At 48.9% G+C, this 17,600-nt stretch carries 11 protein-coding genes and 3 tRNA genes; 12 read left to right on the top strand and 2 right to left on the bottom strand.

Translation table 11 applies throughout. The features are described 5' to 3' along the window. Positions 1-58 precede the first annotated feature (58 nt). From CFI03_RS30775 to CFI03_RS30765, 3 genes are all read left to right on the top strand, one after another. Positions 59-134, top strand: a tRNA-His gene (locus tag CFI03_RS30775). 29 nt (positions 135-163) lie between these two features. Continuing rightward, positions 164-238 (top strand) — tRNA-Gln (locus CFI03_RS30770). Between the two features lie 5 nt (positions 239-243). Next, positions 244-318: transfer RNA gene (locus tag CFI03_RS30765), tRNA-Gly, on the top strand. Positions 319-409: 91 nt separating this feature from the next. Here the strand turns inward: CFI03_RS30765 and CFI03_RS30760 are convergent. After that, the gene (locus CFI03_RS30760; RefSeq protein WP_248762893.1) at positions 410-1,252 is read right to left on the bottom strand and encodes a CPBP family intramembrane glutamic endopeptidase; all 843 of its coding nucleotides are present in this window, start codon (positions 1,250-1,252) and stop codon (positions 410-412) included. 221 nt (positions 1,253-1,473) lie between these two features. On the opposite strand from CFI03_RS30760, the gene CFI03_RS30755 reads away from it, so the two are divergent. The 7 genes from CFI03_RS30755 to CFI03_RS30725 all read left to right on the top strand — a co-directional run bounded on the left by CFI03_RS30755 (position 1,474) and on the right by CFI03_RS30725 (position 10,829). Then, a complete protein-coding gene (locus CFI03_RS30755) occupies positions 1,474-2,454 on the top strand; it encodes a sugar ABC transporter substrate-binding protein (protein ID WP_248762891.1) in 981 nt (326 codons plus the stop codon). Next, positions 2,451-3,896, top strand: a complete 1,446-nt coding sequence (locus CFI03_RS30750) for a sensor histidine kinase (RefSeq protein WP_248762888.1) — start codon at positions 2,451-2,453, stop codon at positions 3,894-3,896. The genes CFI03_RS30755 and CFI03_RS30750 overlap by 4 nt, the downstream gene beginning before the upstream one ends. Positions 3,897-3,899: 3 nt before the next feature. Further along, entirely contained in the window at positions 3,900-5,447 is a 1,548-nt protein-coding gene (locus tag CFI03_RS30745; protein ID WP_248762886.1) for a response regulator, read from the top strand. 27 nt (positions 5,448-5,474) lie between these two features. After that, a complete protein-coding gene (xylF, locus tag CFI03_RS30740) occupies positions 5,475-6,581 on the top strand; it encodes a D-xylose ABC transporter substrate-binding protein (RefSeq protein WP_248762884.1) in 1,107 nt (368 codons plus the stop codon). 181 nt (positions 6,582-6,762) lie between these two features. Then, positions 6,763-7,863 (top strand): sugar ABC transporter substrate-binding protein, encoded by a 1,101-nt coding sequence (locus CFI03_RS30735; RefSeq protein ID WP_248762882.1) that lies wholly within the window; start codon positions 6,763-6,765, stop codon positions 7,861-7,863. 152 nt (positions 7,864-8,015) lie between these two features. Beyond that, the gene (locus tag CFI03_RS30730; RefSeq protein ID WP_248762895.1) at positions 8,016-9,536 is read left to right on the top strand and encodes a sugar ABC transporter ATP-binding protein; all 1,521 of its coding nucleotides are present in this window, start codon (positions 8,016-8,018) and stop codon (positions 9,534-9,536) included. Positions 9,537-9,617: 81 nt separating this feature from the next. Beyond that, on the top strand, positions 9,618-10,829 hold the full coding sequence (locus tag CFI03_RS30725; RefSeq protein WP_248762880.1) for a sugar ABC transporter permease: 1,212 nt from the start codon (positions 9,618-9,620) through the stop codon (positions 10,827-10,829). Between the two features lie 53 nt (positions 10,830-10,882). Here CFI03_RS30725 and uraA read toward each other — a convergent pair whose 3' ends face one another. After that, entirely contained in the window at positions 10,883-12,190 is a 1,308-nt protein-coding gene (gene uraA / locus CFI03_RS30720; RefSeq protein ID WP_127499235.1) for a uracil permease, read from the bottom strand. Between the two features lie 228 nt (positions 12,191-12,418). On the opposite strand from uraA, the gene CFI03_RS30715 reads away from it, so the two are divergent. Next, complete coding sequence (locus tag CFI03_RS30715) at positions 12,419-16,633, top strand: choice-of-anchor I family protein (protein ID WP_248762879.1); 4,215 nt, start codon at positions 12,419-12,421, stop codon at positions 16,631-16,633. 135 nt (positions 16,634-16,768) lie between these two features. Continuing rightward, positions 16,769-17,362 carry an SLOG family protein gene (locus CFI03_RS30710; protein ID WP_248762878.1) on the top strand — a complete coding sequence of 198 codons (594 nt, stop codon included), beginning with the start codon at positions 16,769-16,771 and terminating at the stop codon, positions 17,360-17,362. The last annotated feature ends 238 nt before the right edge of the window (positions 17,363-17,600 follow it).

Raw genomic sequence — 17,600 nt, 5'->3', positions numbered from 1 at the left:
CTTAAGGAATTCAAACTTTCGCATCCAGTTTTGAAGGTGCAAAAACACCGATTATATGGCGGTCGTGGCGAAGTGGTTAACGCATCGGATTGTGGCTCCGAGATTCGAGGGTTCGATTCCCTTCGATCGCCCCATTATTACCTTACAAAAAACCTATAATTGTTGGGGATTAGCCAAGCGGTAAGGCAACGGACTTTGACTCCGTCACTCCAAGGTTCGAATCCTTGATCCCCAGCCATTTAAGCGGAAGTGGCTCAGCGGTAGAGCATCGCCTTGCCAAGGCGAGGGTCGCGGGTTCGATTCCCGTCTTCCGCTCCATATAACAACGCAAGATTACTTCACATACGAAGTAGTCTTTTTTTATATTTGCACACAAAAAAAGCTGACACAAGGTCAGCGTCTAGAGGCATTAATGAGTTTTATTTTTTCTTCTATAAAGGTAGTAAACGGCTATTATGCCGAGGATAAGGACAAGAGAGGCCATATAGCTTCCTTCTGCGCCAAACTCTCCGCCTGACAGCTGGATCGGGCCGTTGTCGGTTACTTGAAGAACGGCCGGTACCGGCTCCGTTCCGGATACTTGAAAGCCGTATACGTAGCCTTGGAAGAAGTTCCAGCTCATATGAAGCCCAATCGGCCACCACAAGCCTCCGGTTAATTCCCTTGCTATCGAGAAGAGGATGCCGGCCAGACAAATATTGATGAACGGAAACGGCGTCTCGTACATATTCGGATTCATGCTGTGCATAAGTGCAAAAATAATCGAGCTTACGATAATGGCAGCCGGTGTCCCATAATGATATTTAATAAGTCCCTGAATGTATCCACGTGTGAATAACTCTTCGGATAAGGCGACAACTATGTATAAAATAATACCCTCAAGCAAGGAAAGGATTAAGGTCTGATTCCATTGTGAGGCTTCCCAGCTTACTCCGCCTGCCGCCCAAATCAGAATGGCAGAGAGGGTCATAAGGAGAATTCCTGCAAAAAAACCTTGAAGGCCGCGGTCAATTCCATGCTTTTGCTTTAGTCCCAGCGGCCACTTGCGCTTTCGTTCAAACCACGCGTACATGGCCAAGGCAGACCCGATAAAGAGCACCGTCTGCAGGTATTGCGTCCACCGCGCCTCTCCAACCTTAGTAATCTCATCCATATCGGCGCCTGTTGCGGCAGCGTAGATGGCGTAACCGATACCCACAATAATCATAATCCCAATAGGGATTAACCCGCTTAATACAATTTTGCCCGCCACGCTAAAAAACTTTTTAATCAGAACCACCATCCCGTTTTCTAAATTTAAAATACCATATAAATCCAATACTGCTATAAAATTATAGCTTTTCGATTATTTTAATGTCAATTCTTTATGTGCGAAAAATTTACATTTCTTGACTAGGTCTATTGTGCTATGATGAGGGCAACTATGGATGGAAGCGTTTTAGTAGATTGTTTCATAGACAAAGGAGCCGACAAATGAGGAAACTCGTCATTGTCCTGTTATCTGCTATATGCCTGGTGCTCTTAGGGTTTACCCTCTCTTCCTTTATACATGTGTTTCATTATAATTTGTCAGCCCCTGCCGATGTGGGCAGCGCGAATAAAGCCGGTTACCGCCTCATTCTCATTACCCAAGAAATGGATACGCCGTTTTGGGATAAAGTTGAGAACGGAGCATCCAAGGCCGCCTCCAAGTATGGAGCCGAGCTTGAAGTATGGGGCAGCTACGGAACCAATCAGGAGGATTTTCTGAAAAATATGGAGATCGCGATCGCCTCTAAAGTAGACGGCATTCTGGTACAGGGACTAAATACGGATGAGTTTAATCAATTGGCAACGGTTAAGGCTGCCGGTAACGGAATTCCGATCTTTACGATTGCTAACGACGTGCCAATTGAAGACAGCTTAAGACGGACTTACATCGGTTCGGATCATTATAAGGCTGGCCAAATGATAGGAACCCAGCTTGCCGAAGATCTTGAGCATAAGGGCAAGGTAGTGCTTATGGTATCGGATCGACAGGAGGATTTTCAGAGCAAGCGGCTTAACGGCATTCTTAACATCTTGAAGTTCTATCCGGACATCGAACCTATTACGGTAGTAGCAGGGGACACGAGGGAGAAGGTTGTTACGGCTACCAACGAAATTATGAATAAAGAGCCGAATGTAGCAGCTTTCGTATCGGTCACGGCAAACAATGCAAGCGCAATGGTGCAGGAGATTGGCAAGCGCGCGCAGCTGAGCAAGTTCCATATTTACTCCTTTGATGACAGCCCAGAGATCAAGACCTTGCTGAAAGAGAAGAAGATGAGCGGCATTATCGAGCAATCCCCGGAAATGATGGGCGAGCTAGGCGTGCAGTTAATGGTGCAGTGGCTGAAAGGCGAGACCTTCCCCCTAAATTATGAAGGTTATTTTACGGATATTCGGCTCCTTAAGGCGGATGAACTCCAATGAATACAGTCCAAAAGAAGATATTGTCGCTGACCGCTATCGTCTTGTTTATCATGGTTGCGATCTGGTTTCTCCTCACGTATTACAATCAGAAGATGCAGGATCAATATAACGATATTTTGCAGCGCTACCTGCAAATGAACGAGGTAAGCGCGTCCAGCCAGCAGCTGGTCACTTCGCTCAACAACTACATACAAACGCCAACCCCTTCGAAGCTTTCTAATGTCGAGGGCGATCGAAAGAGACTATTGGACGCGCAACTGCATATTGCGGATCTGCGCAACAACAGCAATCATTTTACCTTGACCAATTATTTGAACCTCATCGACAGTCTGGTGGACTCCACGAATCGGTCAATCCGTCTTTTGAACGAGAAGAACAATGAAGAAGCGCTTAATGATTTTACGGAGGCGACACGGCTATCGAAGTATATTTCGGAGATGACGCTAACGCTGCTTGGGACCGAGCTTCAGACGTACGACCAGTTCTACCGCGGCATGATTATGCAGTCCGTGGAGCTGAAGAAGCTTGGGGTGTGGATGCTGGCGTTGATCACCTTCCTCCTCCTGCTGTTTACTTATTGGTTCTCTCTCAGCATCACCCGTCCAATCCAGCGTCTTACCCAAGCGGCCCGCGAGCTGTCGCGTGGAAGATTCGATACCCATATCGAAATTTACGCCAATGACGAGATCTCCTTCCTCGCCAAGACCTTTGACCGGATGCGAATCAACATCAACAATCTGATCTCGGAGATTCAAACGAAAGCCCAGCTCGAGAGCGAGCTGCAGAAGAATAAACTGCTCCTGCAGGAGAGCCAGCTGAGAAGTCTGCAGAGTCAGATCAATCCGCATTTCTTGTTTAATACCTTGGATACGTTATCGAAAAAGGCTTATTTGGAAGGCTCGCTGGAAACAAGCGATCTTCTGACCAGCGTGGCAAGGCTGCTCCGCTATAACCTTAAGCGGTTAGACAGACCGGTTACGCTTTATGAGGAAGTCCGCGTATTGCGCGAATATATTTTTATCCAGAAAACAAGGTTTACGGAACGGCTGCGCTTTGTGGAAGAGGTGGATGAGGAGTGCTTGTACGTCCAGATCCCGGGGCTTACGATCCAGCCGATTATCGAGAATGCCGTTATACATGCGATAGAGCCGCTTGAAGAAGGAGGCACGATTACGTTTCGCGTCCGAGACGAGGGCTCCGAGATCAGGATCGAGATTGAGGACGAAGGCAGCGGCATATCGGAGGAGAAAATATCGCACATCATGGAGGACCGGTTTGCCAGCCAGGAGGGAGACGGGCATTCGACGGGCATTGGCTTCGGCAATGTAATTAACCGGCTGCGCCTTTATTACGGTCGGGAGGATGTTATGGCCATTCAGAGTGAAGTGGGCAAAGGAACAAAAGTGATATTGAAGCTGCCGAAGGAAAGGGAGGCCGGTTAACGCATGTATAAGCTGTTGATTGTGGATGACGAGCAGATTGAGCGCGAAGGTTTAAAGGCCATCCTCCAGCATGGATTGCCGGACATTACTATTGAGCAAGCAAAGAACGGGAATATAGCGGTGCAGCTGGCGGAGGAATTTCGTCCCGACTTGATCTTAATGGATGTGAAAATGCCTGGAATCAACGGACTTGAGGCGGTCGAGCTGATAAGCGCAAATCAGCCGTCGATCAAATTCATAATGGTAACGGCTTACGATACGTTTGACTACGCGCGCAAAGCGATCAAGCTTGGCGTCAAGGACTATCTCCTCAAGCCAAGCAAAGCCTCGGAGATCGTAACAACCGTTCAGCGCGTTCTTCATCTCATTGAGGAGGAGCGTAAGACGGTAGAGACAACCGAGCTTCAGCGAACGGCTCTGCAAAGAGTTATGCCGATTATCGAGACGGATATCGTTACGCAATTATTGTTCGATCATGTTCATGAGGTGCATTTGGATGAGCTGGTAGGGCTGCTTGGCGTGCATACGGCAAACGAGAAGTACGCGATGACCGTATTACTGCCTCCAGGCGCTGAAAGCTGTTATATCTCTATTAAAGAAAAGGTTCGAAAAATGGGAAGCGGCTGGGTTGGCGCGATGTACGGACGCCAAATTCCGATCATCGTGTTTCCGGAGGCAGACAGGTCTTACCGTTCCCAGGCGGTGACAATGGCACGCGAATTGCTCGCCGTGGCGAAGGCGGACGGCAATGACGGCTGGTTTGTGGGGATCGGCGGCGTATATGAGTCGCTCGATCAGATTCGGCAGTCGTATCAGGAGGCGTTAATGGCTTCTATTGATCCGTCGCTGCCGGTTAAATACCGGTTTTATGAGGATACCCCTGTTCTTGGCGTGACGCGCGACGGCTATCCGGTCAAGCAGCTCGAGCAGCAGCTGTTCGACCGGATCCGGCTTGGGCAATGGGAGCAGGTCCGCAACGATTTGACGGATTTTGTCCGCCGTTACGAGAATGAAGGGGCAAACCTCGTGCATGCGCAGCAGCGTGTACTCGAGCTGCTCTGGATTGCCTCCCGCGTACTGCTTGAGATGGGCATCGAGATCGATACGCCGATGTTCTCCTTCCAGGCGCAGGATTACAGGCAGCTTAGGGCGGAGTCCGAGCTTCTGCTGGAGCGGATGAGACAGTCGTATGCGGAGCATCAGGAACGGATTGAGCCGGATGCGATACAACAAATCAAGCAGTATATTGCGGATCATTCGCATGAGGATATTTCGCTGGAAGCGATCGGGCGAATGGTTGGTTTGAGTCCTTTTTATATCAGCAAAATGTTTAAAGACCAGCTTGGCATTAACTATATCGATTTTCTGACCGAATGCCGCATTAAGAAAGCGATCAAGCTGATGGCCGATCCCGAGCGGAGTTTAAAGGAAATTACTTATATGGTTGGTTACCATGATCCGAATTACTTCAGCAAGGTATTCAAAAAGATGTGCGAGGTTTCCCCAACGGAATACCGCAAGACGCTCCTTGGCAAATCGGCTTCGAGCTAAAAATTTGGGATGAAGGAAGAGAAGCGAATGAAACTGGGCTTCGCGAGGAGAAGGTCTACTCTATTTATTGCCGTTCTAATCGTCTGTTTTCTTTTGTCGGCTTGCGACAGCAATAGCGGCGGTAGAGCGGCAGCCGAGAACCTGAAAAATGAACCTAAGGCCACCACATCCCCTTCCGATCAGACGAATAAAAGGATTAGGATCGGCTTTTCGATGGATACGCTCCTCGAGGAACGCTGGCTGAAGGACCGGGATTTATTCCGCGAGGCATGCGAGGCGCTTGGCGCGGATGTGGAGATTATTGCGGCTAACGGGGATGACGCCAAGCAGATTTCCCAAGCGGAAGCGTTAATCAGCCAAGGGGTCGACATTCTCGTTGTTGTTCCCCATAACGCGGATGCGACGGCAGCCATCGTGAAGAAGGCGCATTCGGCCGGCATTAAAGTGCTTGCGTACGACCGTCTCATAAAGAACGCCGACGTGGACTTGTACGTATCGTTTGATAACGAGGCGGTAGGAGAGCTGCAGGCGGAGGCGATTACCAAGCTTGTGCCGAAGGGCAAGTTTGTTTATATCGGCGGCGCCGATACGGACAATAACGCGCATTTATTCAAGCAGGGCGTATTTAATGTTTTGCAGCCTTTTATCGACAGAGGGGAAATCACGGTTGTCTATGATCAATGGACGAAGGATTGGACCCCGGTGAATGCCTTGGCCAACATGAAGGATGCGCTTGAAGCGAATAACAATAAGATTGATGCGGTTATTGCGGCAAACGATGCTACGGCGGGTGGTGTCGTTCAGGCGTTAGCGGGGCAAGGACTGGCGGGCAAGCTGCCGGTTGCCGGCCAGGATGCCGAGCTTGCCGCCGCGCAGCGGATTGTGGAAGGAACGCAAACGATGACTGTGTATAAACCGATCAAGCTGCTGGCCGACAAAGCCGCCGAGCTTGCCGTCAAGCTGGCCAAAGGAGAGGATACCGGTGCGGACCGGACGGTGAATAACGGTAAGATTGAAGTGCCTTCCGTGCTGCTGTCCCCAATCGCCGTAGACAAATCCAATATTGACGAGACGATTATTGCCGACGGATTCCATTCCCGCAAAGACGTCTACAAGAACGTGGATAAGAAGTAAAAGCGGATAAGACTAGCCAGTTTCGACTGGTTAGTCTTTATTTTTTTGCCTGCCGCTCGAGCAGTTTAAAAAAGTCTAGGCGGTTATAAAAGAGTGCTATATAACAGCGCTTTCATTGGAAGTTGCCCGTGCTATAGTTGGTCGTGTAAGGAACAAAGACATTATTGGAGGGGTAACGAAGATGAAAAAAGGCTTCAAATCGTTTGCGCTTTTAATGGTTGTTCTGCTGCTCACGGCTTTGGTTGCGGCTTGCGGTAAAAGCGACAGTAAAATCAGCGTTGGTATCGTTCTTCCGACAAAAGACGAAACAAGATGGATTCAAGATGAGGAGCGCTTCAAGGACGCGCTGAAAGATTCCAAATATACGACGGAAATTTTGTTCAGCCAAGGTTCCTCGGCAAAAGAAAAAGAAAACGTAGAAACATTAATTAATAAAGGCATCAAAGTACTTATTATCTGTCCTCAAGACGGCGATGCAGCTGCTGCGGCCGTTGAAGCTGCGAAAAAAGAAGGCATCAAGGTTATCTCTTATGACCGCCTGATCACCAATACGGATGCGGTTGACTACTACGTTACATTCGATTCCGTAGCGGTAGGCGCGGCACAAGCTCAATACCTGGTTGATAACGCTAAAGGCAACGGCCAGCCATTGTACCTGTACGCAGGCGCCGCTTCCGATAATAACGCCTTCCTGTTCTTCCAAGGCGCTTGGAACGTGCTTCAGCCGAAAATCGCTGACGGCACATTTAAAATCGCGAATTCCAGTGAAGCTGAAGCTCTTAAGGATACTAAAGACCTGTCCCGTGACCAAATGAGCAAAATCATTGGCCAAGTCACGACAAACTGGGATCCCAACGAAGCGAAAAACAAAGCTCAAACTCACTTGACTGCGGCAGCTGCCGACATGAAAGGCGATGTAGCCATCCTGGCTCCAAACGATGGCACGGCACGTTCCATTGCCGACGTATTCAAAGCGGATAGCGCAATTAAGAGCTATGTAATTACCGGCCAAGACGCTGAAAAAGCTTCCATCCAATACATCATTGACGGCAAACAATCGATGACGGTATTCAAAGACGTTCGTACGCTTGTTAAAGACGCAATGGGTATGGCCATAGACATTCTCAACGGCAAAGATCCTGCAACAACAGGCTCGTATGACAACGGCAAAGTAGAAGTGAAAGCAAAACAAACCAACGTTATCGTCGTGAATAAAGACAATGTGAAGAAAGAATTGATCGACTCGGCTTACTACGCGGCGAGCGATTTCACGGGCCTGTAATCGTAAACGAATAAAGCTTAAGGGGGAATAGCGATAGATTTGTCTATTGCTATTCCTTCCTTGCAAAGCTCTACTTGTTTTGCTTAAGGAAAACCTTACGATGTAAGAATTATCGCAGCAAGCGCGAAAATTCTTTTAGGAGTGCATAAATGATGAGCAAATACATTTTGGAAATGAACAATATCTCGAAGGAATTTACGGGGGTCAAAGCGCTCTCGGACGTAAACTTCAAGGTGGAGAAGGGCGAAATTCATTGCCTGATCGGCGAGAACGGAGCCGGCAAATCGACCTTGATGAAGGTACTGAGCGGCGTGTATCCTTACGGCACGTACAAAGGCGATATTGTGCTGGAAGACGATATTCAAGTTTTTCACAAAATAAGCGACAGCGTAAAAGCGGGTATCGCCATTATCTATCAGGAGCTGGCGTTGTTCCCGGACCTTACGGTTTACGAGAATATTTTTGCGGGCAACGAGATTAAACGGGGCTCGGTAGTGGATTGGAATCAGACAATCGCCGAAGCCAAGAAGATGCTTCAAAGGGTTGGATTGAACGTAAATCCCGAAGTACTGATTAAGGAACTGGGTATAGGCAAGCAACAGCTGGTCGAGATCGCCAAAGCATTAAGCAAAAACGTAAAGCTGCTCATATTGGATGAACCAACGGCAGCTCTGAACGAGAATGACAGCGAGAACCTTCTCGATCTTCTCCGGGAGCTAAAGAAGCAGGGCATTACCTGCATTATGATCTCGCATAAGCTCAAAGAGGTTATCTCGATTGCGGATAAAGCAACCGTGCTTCGCGATGGACGTACCATTTGCACCCTGGACGGGGCCAAGGGAGAAATCACGGAAAACAATATTATCCGTAACATGGTTGGCCGCGAAATTGAAGATATTTATCCGAAGAGAACAAACAAATCGTTTGGAAGCACCATACTTGAAGTGAAAGACTGGTCCGCTTACGATCCCGAGCTCGGAAGACATGTCGTGAAGAATGTGAACCTGCATGTTAAAAAAGGAGAAATCGTCGGAATAGCCGGCTTGATGGGCTCGGGACGGACGGAGCTTGCCCGCAGCATCTTCGGCAATCCAAAGTCCTATAGACTGCAAGGCGAGCTGCTCGTGAACGGCGCCGCCAAATCGCTCAAGCATCCGAAGGATGCGATCAAGGAAGGCATTGCTTACGTAACCGAGGACAGGAAAGGCGATGGGTTATTCCTCATTCAGGATATTAAGAATAATATCTCAGCCGCTAACCTGAACGGAATCTCCCGTAAGGGGGTTATCAACGACAATAAGGAAATCCGGATCGCCAGCGATTACAAAGGCTCGTTAAACGTGAAAGCCCCTTCCATTGAACAGATCGTGGGCAACCTAAGCGGCGGCAACCAGCAGAAGGTATCGCTTGGCAAATGGCTGTTCGTTGGGCCGCAGCTGCTTATCCTGGATGAGCCGACACGCGGTATCGACGTTGGCGCTAAATTCGAGATTTATACCATTATGAACAAGCTGATTGCGGAGGGAATGAGCATTATTATGATCTCTTCCGAGCTTGGGGAAATTCTCGGCATGAGCGACCGCATTTATGTTATGGCGGAAGGCGCGATTAAAGGCGAGCTTCCGATTGAAGAGGCGAACCAGGAAAATATTATGCAATTTGCAACGCAATAGCTAAATGCTTACGAAGCATGAATCGCCGCAATCGGCGCATAACCGCCTTTTGCGCAGCCATTCATTTTAGGAGGATCACCAATGAACTTAGTCACTCAGGGCAATAAAGAACGCAAGACAAACATCCTTACCGAAGGCAAATCTTTGCTGAAAGTGAATATCCGCGAGTACGGCATGTACATTGCTTTATTTGTGATCATGCTGACGTTCTCGATTCTGACGGACGGCTTGTTTATGTCTTCCCGCAACATTAGTAATCTTCTTGACGCTACAGGGTATATTGCGGTGCTTGCGGTAGGCATGACGCTTGTTATCGTGATCCGCCATATCGACTTGTCGGTTGGCTTTGCGGCAGGCTTCCTGGGAGCGATTGCCGCTATTTTGCTCTCGCAGGCAGGTGTCCCCGTATACCTTGCGATTCCGATTATCCTGATTTTCGGTGTTATTGTAGGCTTGTTTAACGGAGTGCTTGTTGCGTCGTTGGGCATCCCTTCCTTCGTAGCCTCTCTCGCCGGCATGCTGATCTTCCGCGGCGCCTTGCTTCGCGTAACCGAGAAGACCGGTACGATTATCGTTAAGGACGAGCATTTTAACGCGCTCGGTAATGGCTATATCCCGTCGTTATTCAAGCTGGACGATCTGAATTTCCTGTCTCTCCTGCTTGGCGTGCTTGTTATTCTTCTCTTTATTTACTTTGAGGTCTCCAAACGCCGGAACAAGATCAAATACCAATTCGAAGTAATCTCCAAGGGCATGTTCACCGTTAAGCTGATCTTCGTATCCGCGATTATTGCTTACATTACTTATATTATCGCAGGTTATAACGGCTTCTCCTGGACGGTTATTATCATGCTGCTCGTTGTTGTGATTTATCACTTCCTGACCACAAGCACCGTGCTGGGCCGTCATATTTATGCGGTAGGCAGCAACCCGGAAGCGGCGCATTTGAGCGGGATCAACGTGAAAAAGATTACCTATATCGTGTTTGGTTCCATGGGTCTGCTCTCTGCTTTATCCGGTATCCTGTTTACTGCACGATTGCAGTCCGCAACAACAACAGCCGGTACGCTGTTCGAGCTTGACGCGATTGCAGCAGCATATGTAGGCGGGGTATCGGCAGCAGGCGGCGTGGGTAAAGTTACCGGTTCGATTATCGGTGCGATCGTAATGGCTTCGCTCTCAAGCGGCATGAATCTGATGGGGGTCGGTATCTCTTATCAATACATGATTCGCGGCGGCGTGCTTGCGATTGCGGTAATCTTCGATGTGATGACGCGGAGAAAAAGAAGCTAGTACTCGTATTATGACAAAGCCCAGCGGCCAATTGGCCGCTGGGCTTTTGAGTTTTAATGACCGGAAGCTTCCGAATCATTGGACAGGCGAGTAATTTCGAAGATTTTGAAGAGCAGGCTCAGGATAATCGCCGTTACGGTTGCAAGAGCCATTCCGGAGAGGGAGAAGTCGCCGATTGTAATTTTCGCGCCGCTAAGGCCGGTTACGAGAACAACCGTTGTCAGGTACAGGTTCGTTGGTTTGCTGTAGTCGATTTTGGACTCGACAAGCATCCGGAGACCGGAAGCCGCGATAACGCCAAACAGCAGGAGCGATACGCCGCCCATAACCGGAGCGGGAATACCTGCGATCAGTGCCGAGAACTTGCCGAAGAACGACAGTACGATAGCGAATACGGCTGCTCCGCCGATAACAAACGTGGAATAGACGCGCGTAATCGCAAGAACGCCGATATTCTCCCCGTAAGTCGTATTAGGCGTAGATCCAAGGAAGCCGGACAGAAGCGTCGAGATGCCGTTGCCGAGCAGCGAACGGTGCAGGCCCGGATCTTTGGACAAATCCTTTTTAACGATATTTCCTGTTACGATCAAATGGCCGATATGCTCGGCAAGAACGACCAGGGAAGCGGGAACGATCGTCAGAATAGCCGCCCATTCAAAGGTTGGCGTCGTAAACGTAGGGGCCGCAAGCCAGTTGCTCGCCGATACGTTATCGAAGTTTGTATAGCCCAGGAAGTAAGAAAGCAAGTAGCCGCACACGATACCGACCAGAATCGGAATGATGCGCATGAAGCCGCGGAACAGAACCGAACCAAGCACGGTAATCAGCAAGGTGACGATGGAGATCGTAATGGCCGTTCCATCCGGTGTCCATACTTGGTCAGCAGGCGCGCTTGGCGCTTTGATCCATCCAGCCATGCCGGCTGCAACCGGAATAAGCTCAAGTCCGATAACCGCAACGATGGCACCCATCGCAGCAGGCGGGAAAATGACGTTAATCCAGCCGGTACCCGCGGCTTGGATAATAAGCGCAACAACGGTGAACACAACGCCCGCTGCAATAAATCCGCCAAGTGCCGCAGCATAGCCGTCAGAGTGGGAAGCGTGGTTGCCGATAACCGCTCCGGCAGGTGCGATAAACGCAAAGCTGGAGCCAAGATACGCGGGAATTTTACCTTTTACGATAAATAGATAAAGCAGAGTGCCGATCCCGTTCATCAAAAGACAGATCGCCGGGTCTACGCCAAGCAGGTTCGGAACGAGTACGGTTGAACCAAACATCGCGAACAAATGCTGAATGCTCAGCATGAGGCTTTGGCCCATTGGCGGCCTTTCGTGGACGCCGATTTCTTGTGGTTTCATCTAGCTGTAACCCTCCATAACATAAAGTCAACTTTTGCGCAACTTGCTCGATTTTACATAAGTATAGTGTTGCTTGGCAAGACATTTCTTAATCCACGCGCAATTTGCAATTATTCAGGATGAGAAATAACAATGGTTTACAATATCTTAAACTGCCTATTAACCTTTAGAAAACATTCCCCCATTACAATTTTAGTAGAATCTATGAAATGGGAGTGAAACTAATAAATGATCAATAAAAGCAGGCGCTTCTTGTCCATTTTCCTTGCTGCCGAAATCGCCGCTACAGCCTTACTGGGGACCGGTGTGGCAATGGCGGATGGCGGCGTAACTCCACTGGCGGGAACTCCTTACAATACTTCTAATGAATACAGCGTCAGTGTTCCGCACGTAATTATCAATCAGGTATACGGTGGTGGAACAGCTGCTTCAACTGGGGTTTATTTCACTAACGGCTTTATTGAGCTTTACAATCAGACCGATAACGATATCAATCTCTCCGGATGGTCTTTGCAATATAACGATCGCGGTACCAGTGCGACAACAGGAGCAATTACATCAGACTGGAAGAAGCTTGATTTGACCGGCACGATAAAAGCACATTCCTCTTTCCTAATCACGGGGGCGGCAGCGAATGTGGCTGCAAACGCAGGTGATGCAAAAATCAGCCTTACTGGTAAGGCTGATCAGGCATGGGATACGCAATTTTTTAATAACAAAGGCATGAAAGTCGTTCTGATGAGCAATCAGACTCCGCTTGCAGTTTCCGATTCCAATCCATTTAATACAAAACCAGCCGGTTATGTAGATATGGTTGGTACAGGCAGTAATGATCCTGGAAGTGACATCGACGGATACGAAGCAGCATACCCGACAGGTTCTACCGAAGGCACATCCAAGAAGAAAGCTATTCGCCGTAAGACAACTGTCGATATGGATAATAATAAATCGGATTTTCAACAAATTGATTACGAGGCATTAAATGTAGCCGGAAAAGAAACGGAACTGGCGGCTACCCTACCTCATAACGGCGCTTTCGGCCCATGGGGAGTAACAACACCTGAGCAGCCGGAAACACCTCAAGTTGATCCGGTCACTATTACAACAACCGCAATCGCAGGCGCTACAATCGGCACTGCTTATACGGCTACGGTTGCTGCAACCGGCGGAACGGCGCCTTTTACTTACAGCGCAACGAATCTGCCAGCTGGTCTTACTATTAACAGTACTACCGGTGAAATCACGGGTACACCTACAGCGGCTGCCAAGTCTTCTCTAATTACAGTGACTGCGACAGACAGCGCGAATCCTGTTGCAACGGGAACCAAATCGTTCTGGCTTACAATCGGCCAGCCGCTTCGCGAGATGAAGGATACGTTGTCGGTTGAGAAGATCGGAAGTTTCTCCCTTGGTACTTACAATAGTGAAGGCGGCGTTGCCGAGATCGTGAAATATAATAAAGACAATAACAAGTTTTATCTGGTTAACGGTTCCGGCAACCCTCCTAGTCTGGAGATCGTAAGCCTGGGCCAAGTATCGGGAACACTGGAGAAGGAGAAAACCGTTCTCGTGAAGGATCTTTCTGAGACAAACGGTTTCGTTTACGGTGACCTCACAAGCGTAGATATCAATACAACAACGAAACGGATTGCGGTATCTATACAAGAGAAGGATCCGCTGCTGCCTGGTAAAATCCTTGTACTCGATTATAACGGCAACTACGTAACCGAGTATAAGGCAGGCGTGCAGCCGGATATGATCAAATCGACCGAAGACGGCCGTTATATCCTTACGGCTGACGAAGCGGAGCCACGCCTTGTCTCGAAGGATGCCAAAGGCAGCATCACAATTGTAGATACTGTAACCGGTACATCTACGCCAGCATACTTCGATGACCCGTTTGTCATTGAAGATGGCGTGCATATTCGCGGAGAGCTGGATCCGGTAACGAATACGGTCAAATCTAGCGGCTCGAAAGAAGACGCGCTCTACGATCTGGAACCGGAATACATTACGCTTTCCGCTGACGGGAAGACCGCTTATGTAACGCTTCAAGAGAACAACGCCGTAGCGGTTGTTGATATTGCTGCGCATAAAGTTACCGCAGTAAAAGCTCTTGGTCTCAAGGATTACAATGATCCAGCCAATGCCCTCGATGTTCAATCCAATGGCTCCATTCAATTGGAGACAGTGCCGTTTAAAGGCATGTATATGCCGGACGGCGTTGCTTCTTATACAGTTAACGGCAAGACGTACCTGCTTACGGCTAACGAAGGAGATGCTTCGGAGTTCCGCGTGAACGCAAGTAAGCTTGGTGCGCTTAAAGGCAGCTTGGACCCTGACTCGGAAGCCTACAAGTTCCTGAAAGACACAACAGCCTACGACGGGATTGAAGTAGCGGGCGATATGGGCAACGACGGTATTTACATGTACGGCGGCCGTTCTTTCTCGATCTGGAATGCGGATTCGATGGACCAGGTATACGACAGCGGCAATGATTTCGAGAATATTACGGCTCAGCGCGTTCCGGATTACTTCAACGTCAGCAACAGCAAAATTACGATGGATGACCGCAGCGTGAAGAAAGGTCCGGAGCCGGAAGACATTAAGGTTGGCAAAGTAGGCAATAGGCAGCTTGCCTTTATCGGTCTGGAGCGCGTAGGCGGCTTGATGACGTATGACGTGACGGATCCGGAGAATCCTCGGTTTGCGAACTATACGAATACCCGTGTATTTAAAGGCGCGGACAATAAAGTGAATCTGGATACGGATACCGGTCCGGAGGGTATCGAATTTATTCCTGCATCGGTCAGCCCGACCGGAAAGCCATTGGTGCTGGTTGCTTACGAAGTAGGCGGTAAAGTAGGCATCTACCAGCTTAACGTAACCCAAGTGTCTATTGCCCAGAAGTCCCTCTCACTTACAGCGGGCGGAGCTGCCGGCCAATTGACGGCAACGGTTGTGCCTGCAAACGGTGCTTCGGGCAGCGTTACGTGGTCTTCCTCGGATTCCGGCATTGCGACGGTTGATCAGAATGGCAAGGTTACTCCTGTAAAAGCAGGTACGGCCGTCATAAAAGCAACAAGCGCGGACGGATACGGAGTGGCGGAAAGTACCGTAACTGTAGCACCAGGCTCTATCGTTGTTACACCGCCGGATCAACCAGGCAGCGGCGGATCCAATGGCGGAGGTACAACTGTAATCGATAACTGTTCTAACGGCGCGAATGTAGTGACGAAGGTTGAAGCGACAACTCACGGTTCGGGTAAAGCAAGCGCAAATGTGACATCCAGCCAGTTTGCATCTGCTTTGAAAAAACTGCGTAACGAATTGTCAGTCGGCCAGATAGGCAGCTTGACGGTATCGGCTATTCCGGATAGCAAAGCGAAAGAAGCTGCAATTGTTTTTGAGAAGGGGATCTTCACTGAAGCTAAAGATGCAGCACTGACGAATTTAACGATTGAAGCGGGAGTAGGCACGGTATCCTTTGACGCAAAAGCTATCGCATCTATTGCAGCAGCTTCGAAAAACAATGACGTTACGATTACCGTTCGCCAGTCTGATGCGGCAACGCCCGGTGCAGGCTTAACGGGTGTTAAGCGTACCGAATTCCTGCAAGCTGTGGGCAGCCATCCGGTGTTTGATTTTGCGATAAAAGCAAACGGCAGCGCAATTACTACCTTTGGCGGAGGCACTGTGCATGTTCAAGTACCGTATACGCCAGCGGCAAGCGAAGACCGCAATGCGATTATCATCTATTACGTCTCGGATAACGGCGAGCTTGTAACCGTACCGTCCGGTGTATATGACCCTGCTACGGGTACGGTTAGCTTTGATGTCACTCATTTCTCCCTTTATGCGGTAGCGTATAACAAGAAGTCCTTCAAGGACGCAACATCCAGCTTTGCGAAAGACGCTATTACGTATCTTTCGGCACGCAGCATTATTTCCGGAACAAGCTCGAATCAATTCTCGCCAAAAGCGAAAATGACGAGAGCAGATTTTGCGGTGCTTCTGTCCCGCATCGCAGGTGCTCAATTAAGCAGCTACAAAGCAGGCAAGTTCTCGGACGTGCGTACGACCGATTATTATGCTAATGCCGTGCAATGGGCAGCGGACAAAGGTATTGCAAGCGGAGTAGGCGGAGGCAAGTTTAATCCGAAGGCCTCCATTACACGGGCGGAGATGGCTGCTATGCTGGTTCGCTTTGCGGGCGTCATGAACGTCGAGCTTCCTGCCAGCCAGAAGGCGATTACCTTTGCAGACGGCAGCGCAATTCAGGCAAGCGTGAAGGAAGCGGTGAAGGCCGTTCAGCAGGCAGGCATTATCAACGGCAAAACGAAAGCCGGCCATTCCGGCGTTTACTTCGCGCCTCAAGATGTTGCAACACGCGAAGAAACAGCCAAAATGCTTGCCGTATTCATGCAACTGATGAGCAAATAAGATATAACGAAGAAGAGCTGTCTCCATGGGAGGCAGCTCTATCATTATCGGCATAGATGAAACAGAACGTACATTCTCTGACGCTCCGCCTCCGAATGCTGTTATATTGGATGGATGAAGAAATGAGGTGGACCTTTGAAGACGTTGTTTGCAACCGGGTATCGGGCACATGAGCTCCAAATCTTTAATCAAAAGCATAAACATATCCCCTATATAAAAAAAGCGATCGAAGCCAAGCTTATTCCTCTCATTGAAGAAGGGCTGGAATGGGTCATCACGCCGGGGCAATACGGATTTGATCTTTGGGTGTGCGAAGTAGCCCTGGAGCTTCAATCGGTATACCCGCAGCTGAAGCTATCAATCATTACCGCTTTTATGAATCCCGAAGAGCAGTGGAACGACGAGAAAAAAGAGTACTATCGGCAGATTATAACCAAAGTCGATTATTACGGGGCGGTAAGCCATCAGCCGTATGCAGGTCCTTGGCAGTTCCAGGCGAGAGACGAGCTGTTGTTCCGCAAATCCGACGGGCTGCTTCTTTTCTACGACGAAGAGGCGGCGGAGGGAAGTCCAAAGTACGTAAAGGAAAAAGCGCTGAAGAAGCATCAAGAAGATGGCTATGAGCTGATTCTAATTACGGCGGAGGATATTCAGAACGCAGCGGAAGAGGAAAACTATGATTCCTATGTGGACACATATGAAAGTAATTATGATGAGCCAATAGAGTAGCTTATAGAACCGGGTTAAACTTTTTTGCGAAAAAGACTTGCAATGCTGTACGAGCCTATGGTATATTCTAATTCCGGCCGAGAGAGACACGCGGTTGGGGACAAAAACACAAAAGAATTGTTTGAAAGAATGAAAAACAATTCAAAAAAAGTGCTTGACACCAAAAAGAACAACGTGATAAGATATTAAACGTTGTTGCGAAAAACAAATTGTTCTTTGAAAACTGAACAACGAGCGA

The organism is Paenibacillus sp. ATY16 (assembly GCF_003399985.2).
Classification (GTDB): Bacteria; Bacillota; Bacilli; order Paenibacillales; family Paenibacillaceae; genus Pristimantibacillus; species Pristimantibacillus glycanilyticus.
This window is presented reverse-complemented; position numbering and strand designations above follow the sequence as displayed.

Coding starts and splice junctions, on each gene's coding strand:
- uraA (WP_127499235.1), bottom strand. CDS start 12,190: ATGAAACCACAAGAAATCGGCGTCCACGAAAGGCCGCCAATGGGCCAA.
- CFI03_RS30730 (WP_248762895.1), top strand. CDS start 8,016: ATGAGCAAATACATTTTGGAAATGAACAATATCTCGAAGGAATTTACG.
- CFI03_RS30715 (WP_248762879.1), top strand. CDS start 12,419: ATGATCAATAAAAGCAGGCGCTTCTTGTCCATTTTCCTTGCTGCCGAA.
- CFI03_RS30735 (WP_248762882.1), top strand. CDS start 6,763: ATGAAAAAAGGCTTCAAATCGTTTGCGCTTTTAATGGTTGTTCTGCTG.
- CFI03_RS30725 (WP_248762880.1), top strand. CDS start 9,618: ATGAACTTAGTCACTCAGGGCAATAAAGAACGCAAGACAAACATCCTT.
- xylF (WP_248762884.1), top strand. CDS start 5,475: ATGAAACTGGGCTTCGCGAGGAGAAGGTCTACTCTATTTATTGCCGTT.
- CFI03_RS30745 (WP_248762886.1), top strand. CDS start 3,900: ATGTATAAGCTGTTGATTGTGGATGACGAGCAGATTGAGCGCGAAGGT.
- CFI03_RS30755 (WP_248762891.1), top strand. CDS start 1,474: ATGAGGAAACTCGTCATTGTCCTGTTATCTGCTATATGCCTGGTGCTC.
- CFI03_RS30750 (WP_248762888.1), top strand. CDS start 2,451: ATGAATACAGTCCAAAAGAAGATATTGTCGCTGACCGCTATCGTCTTG.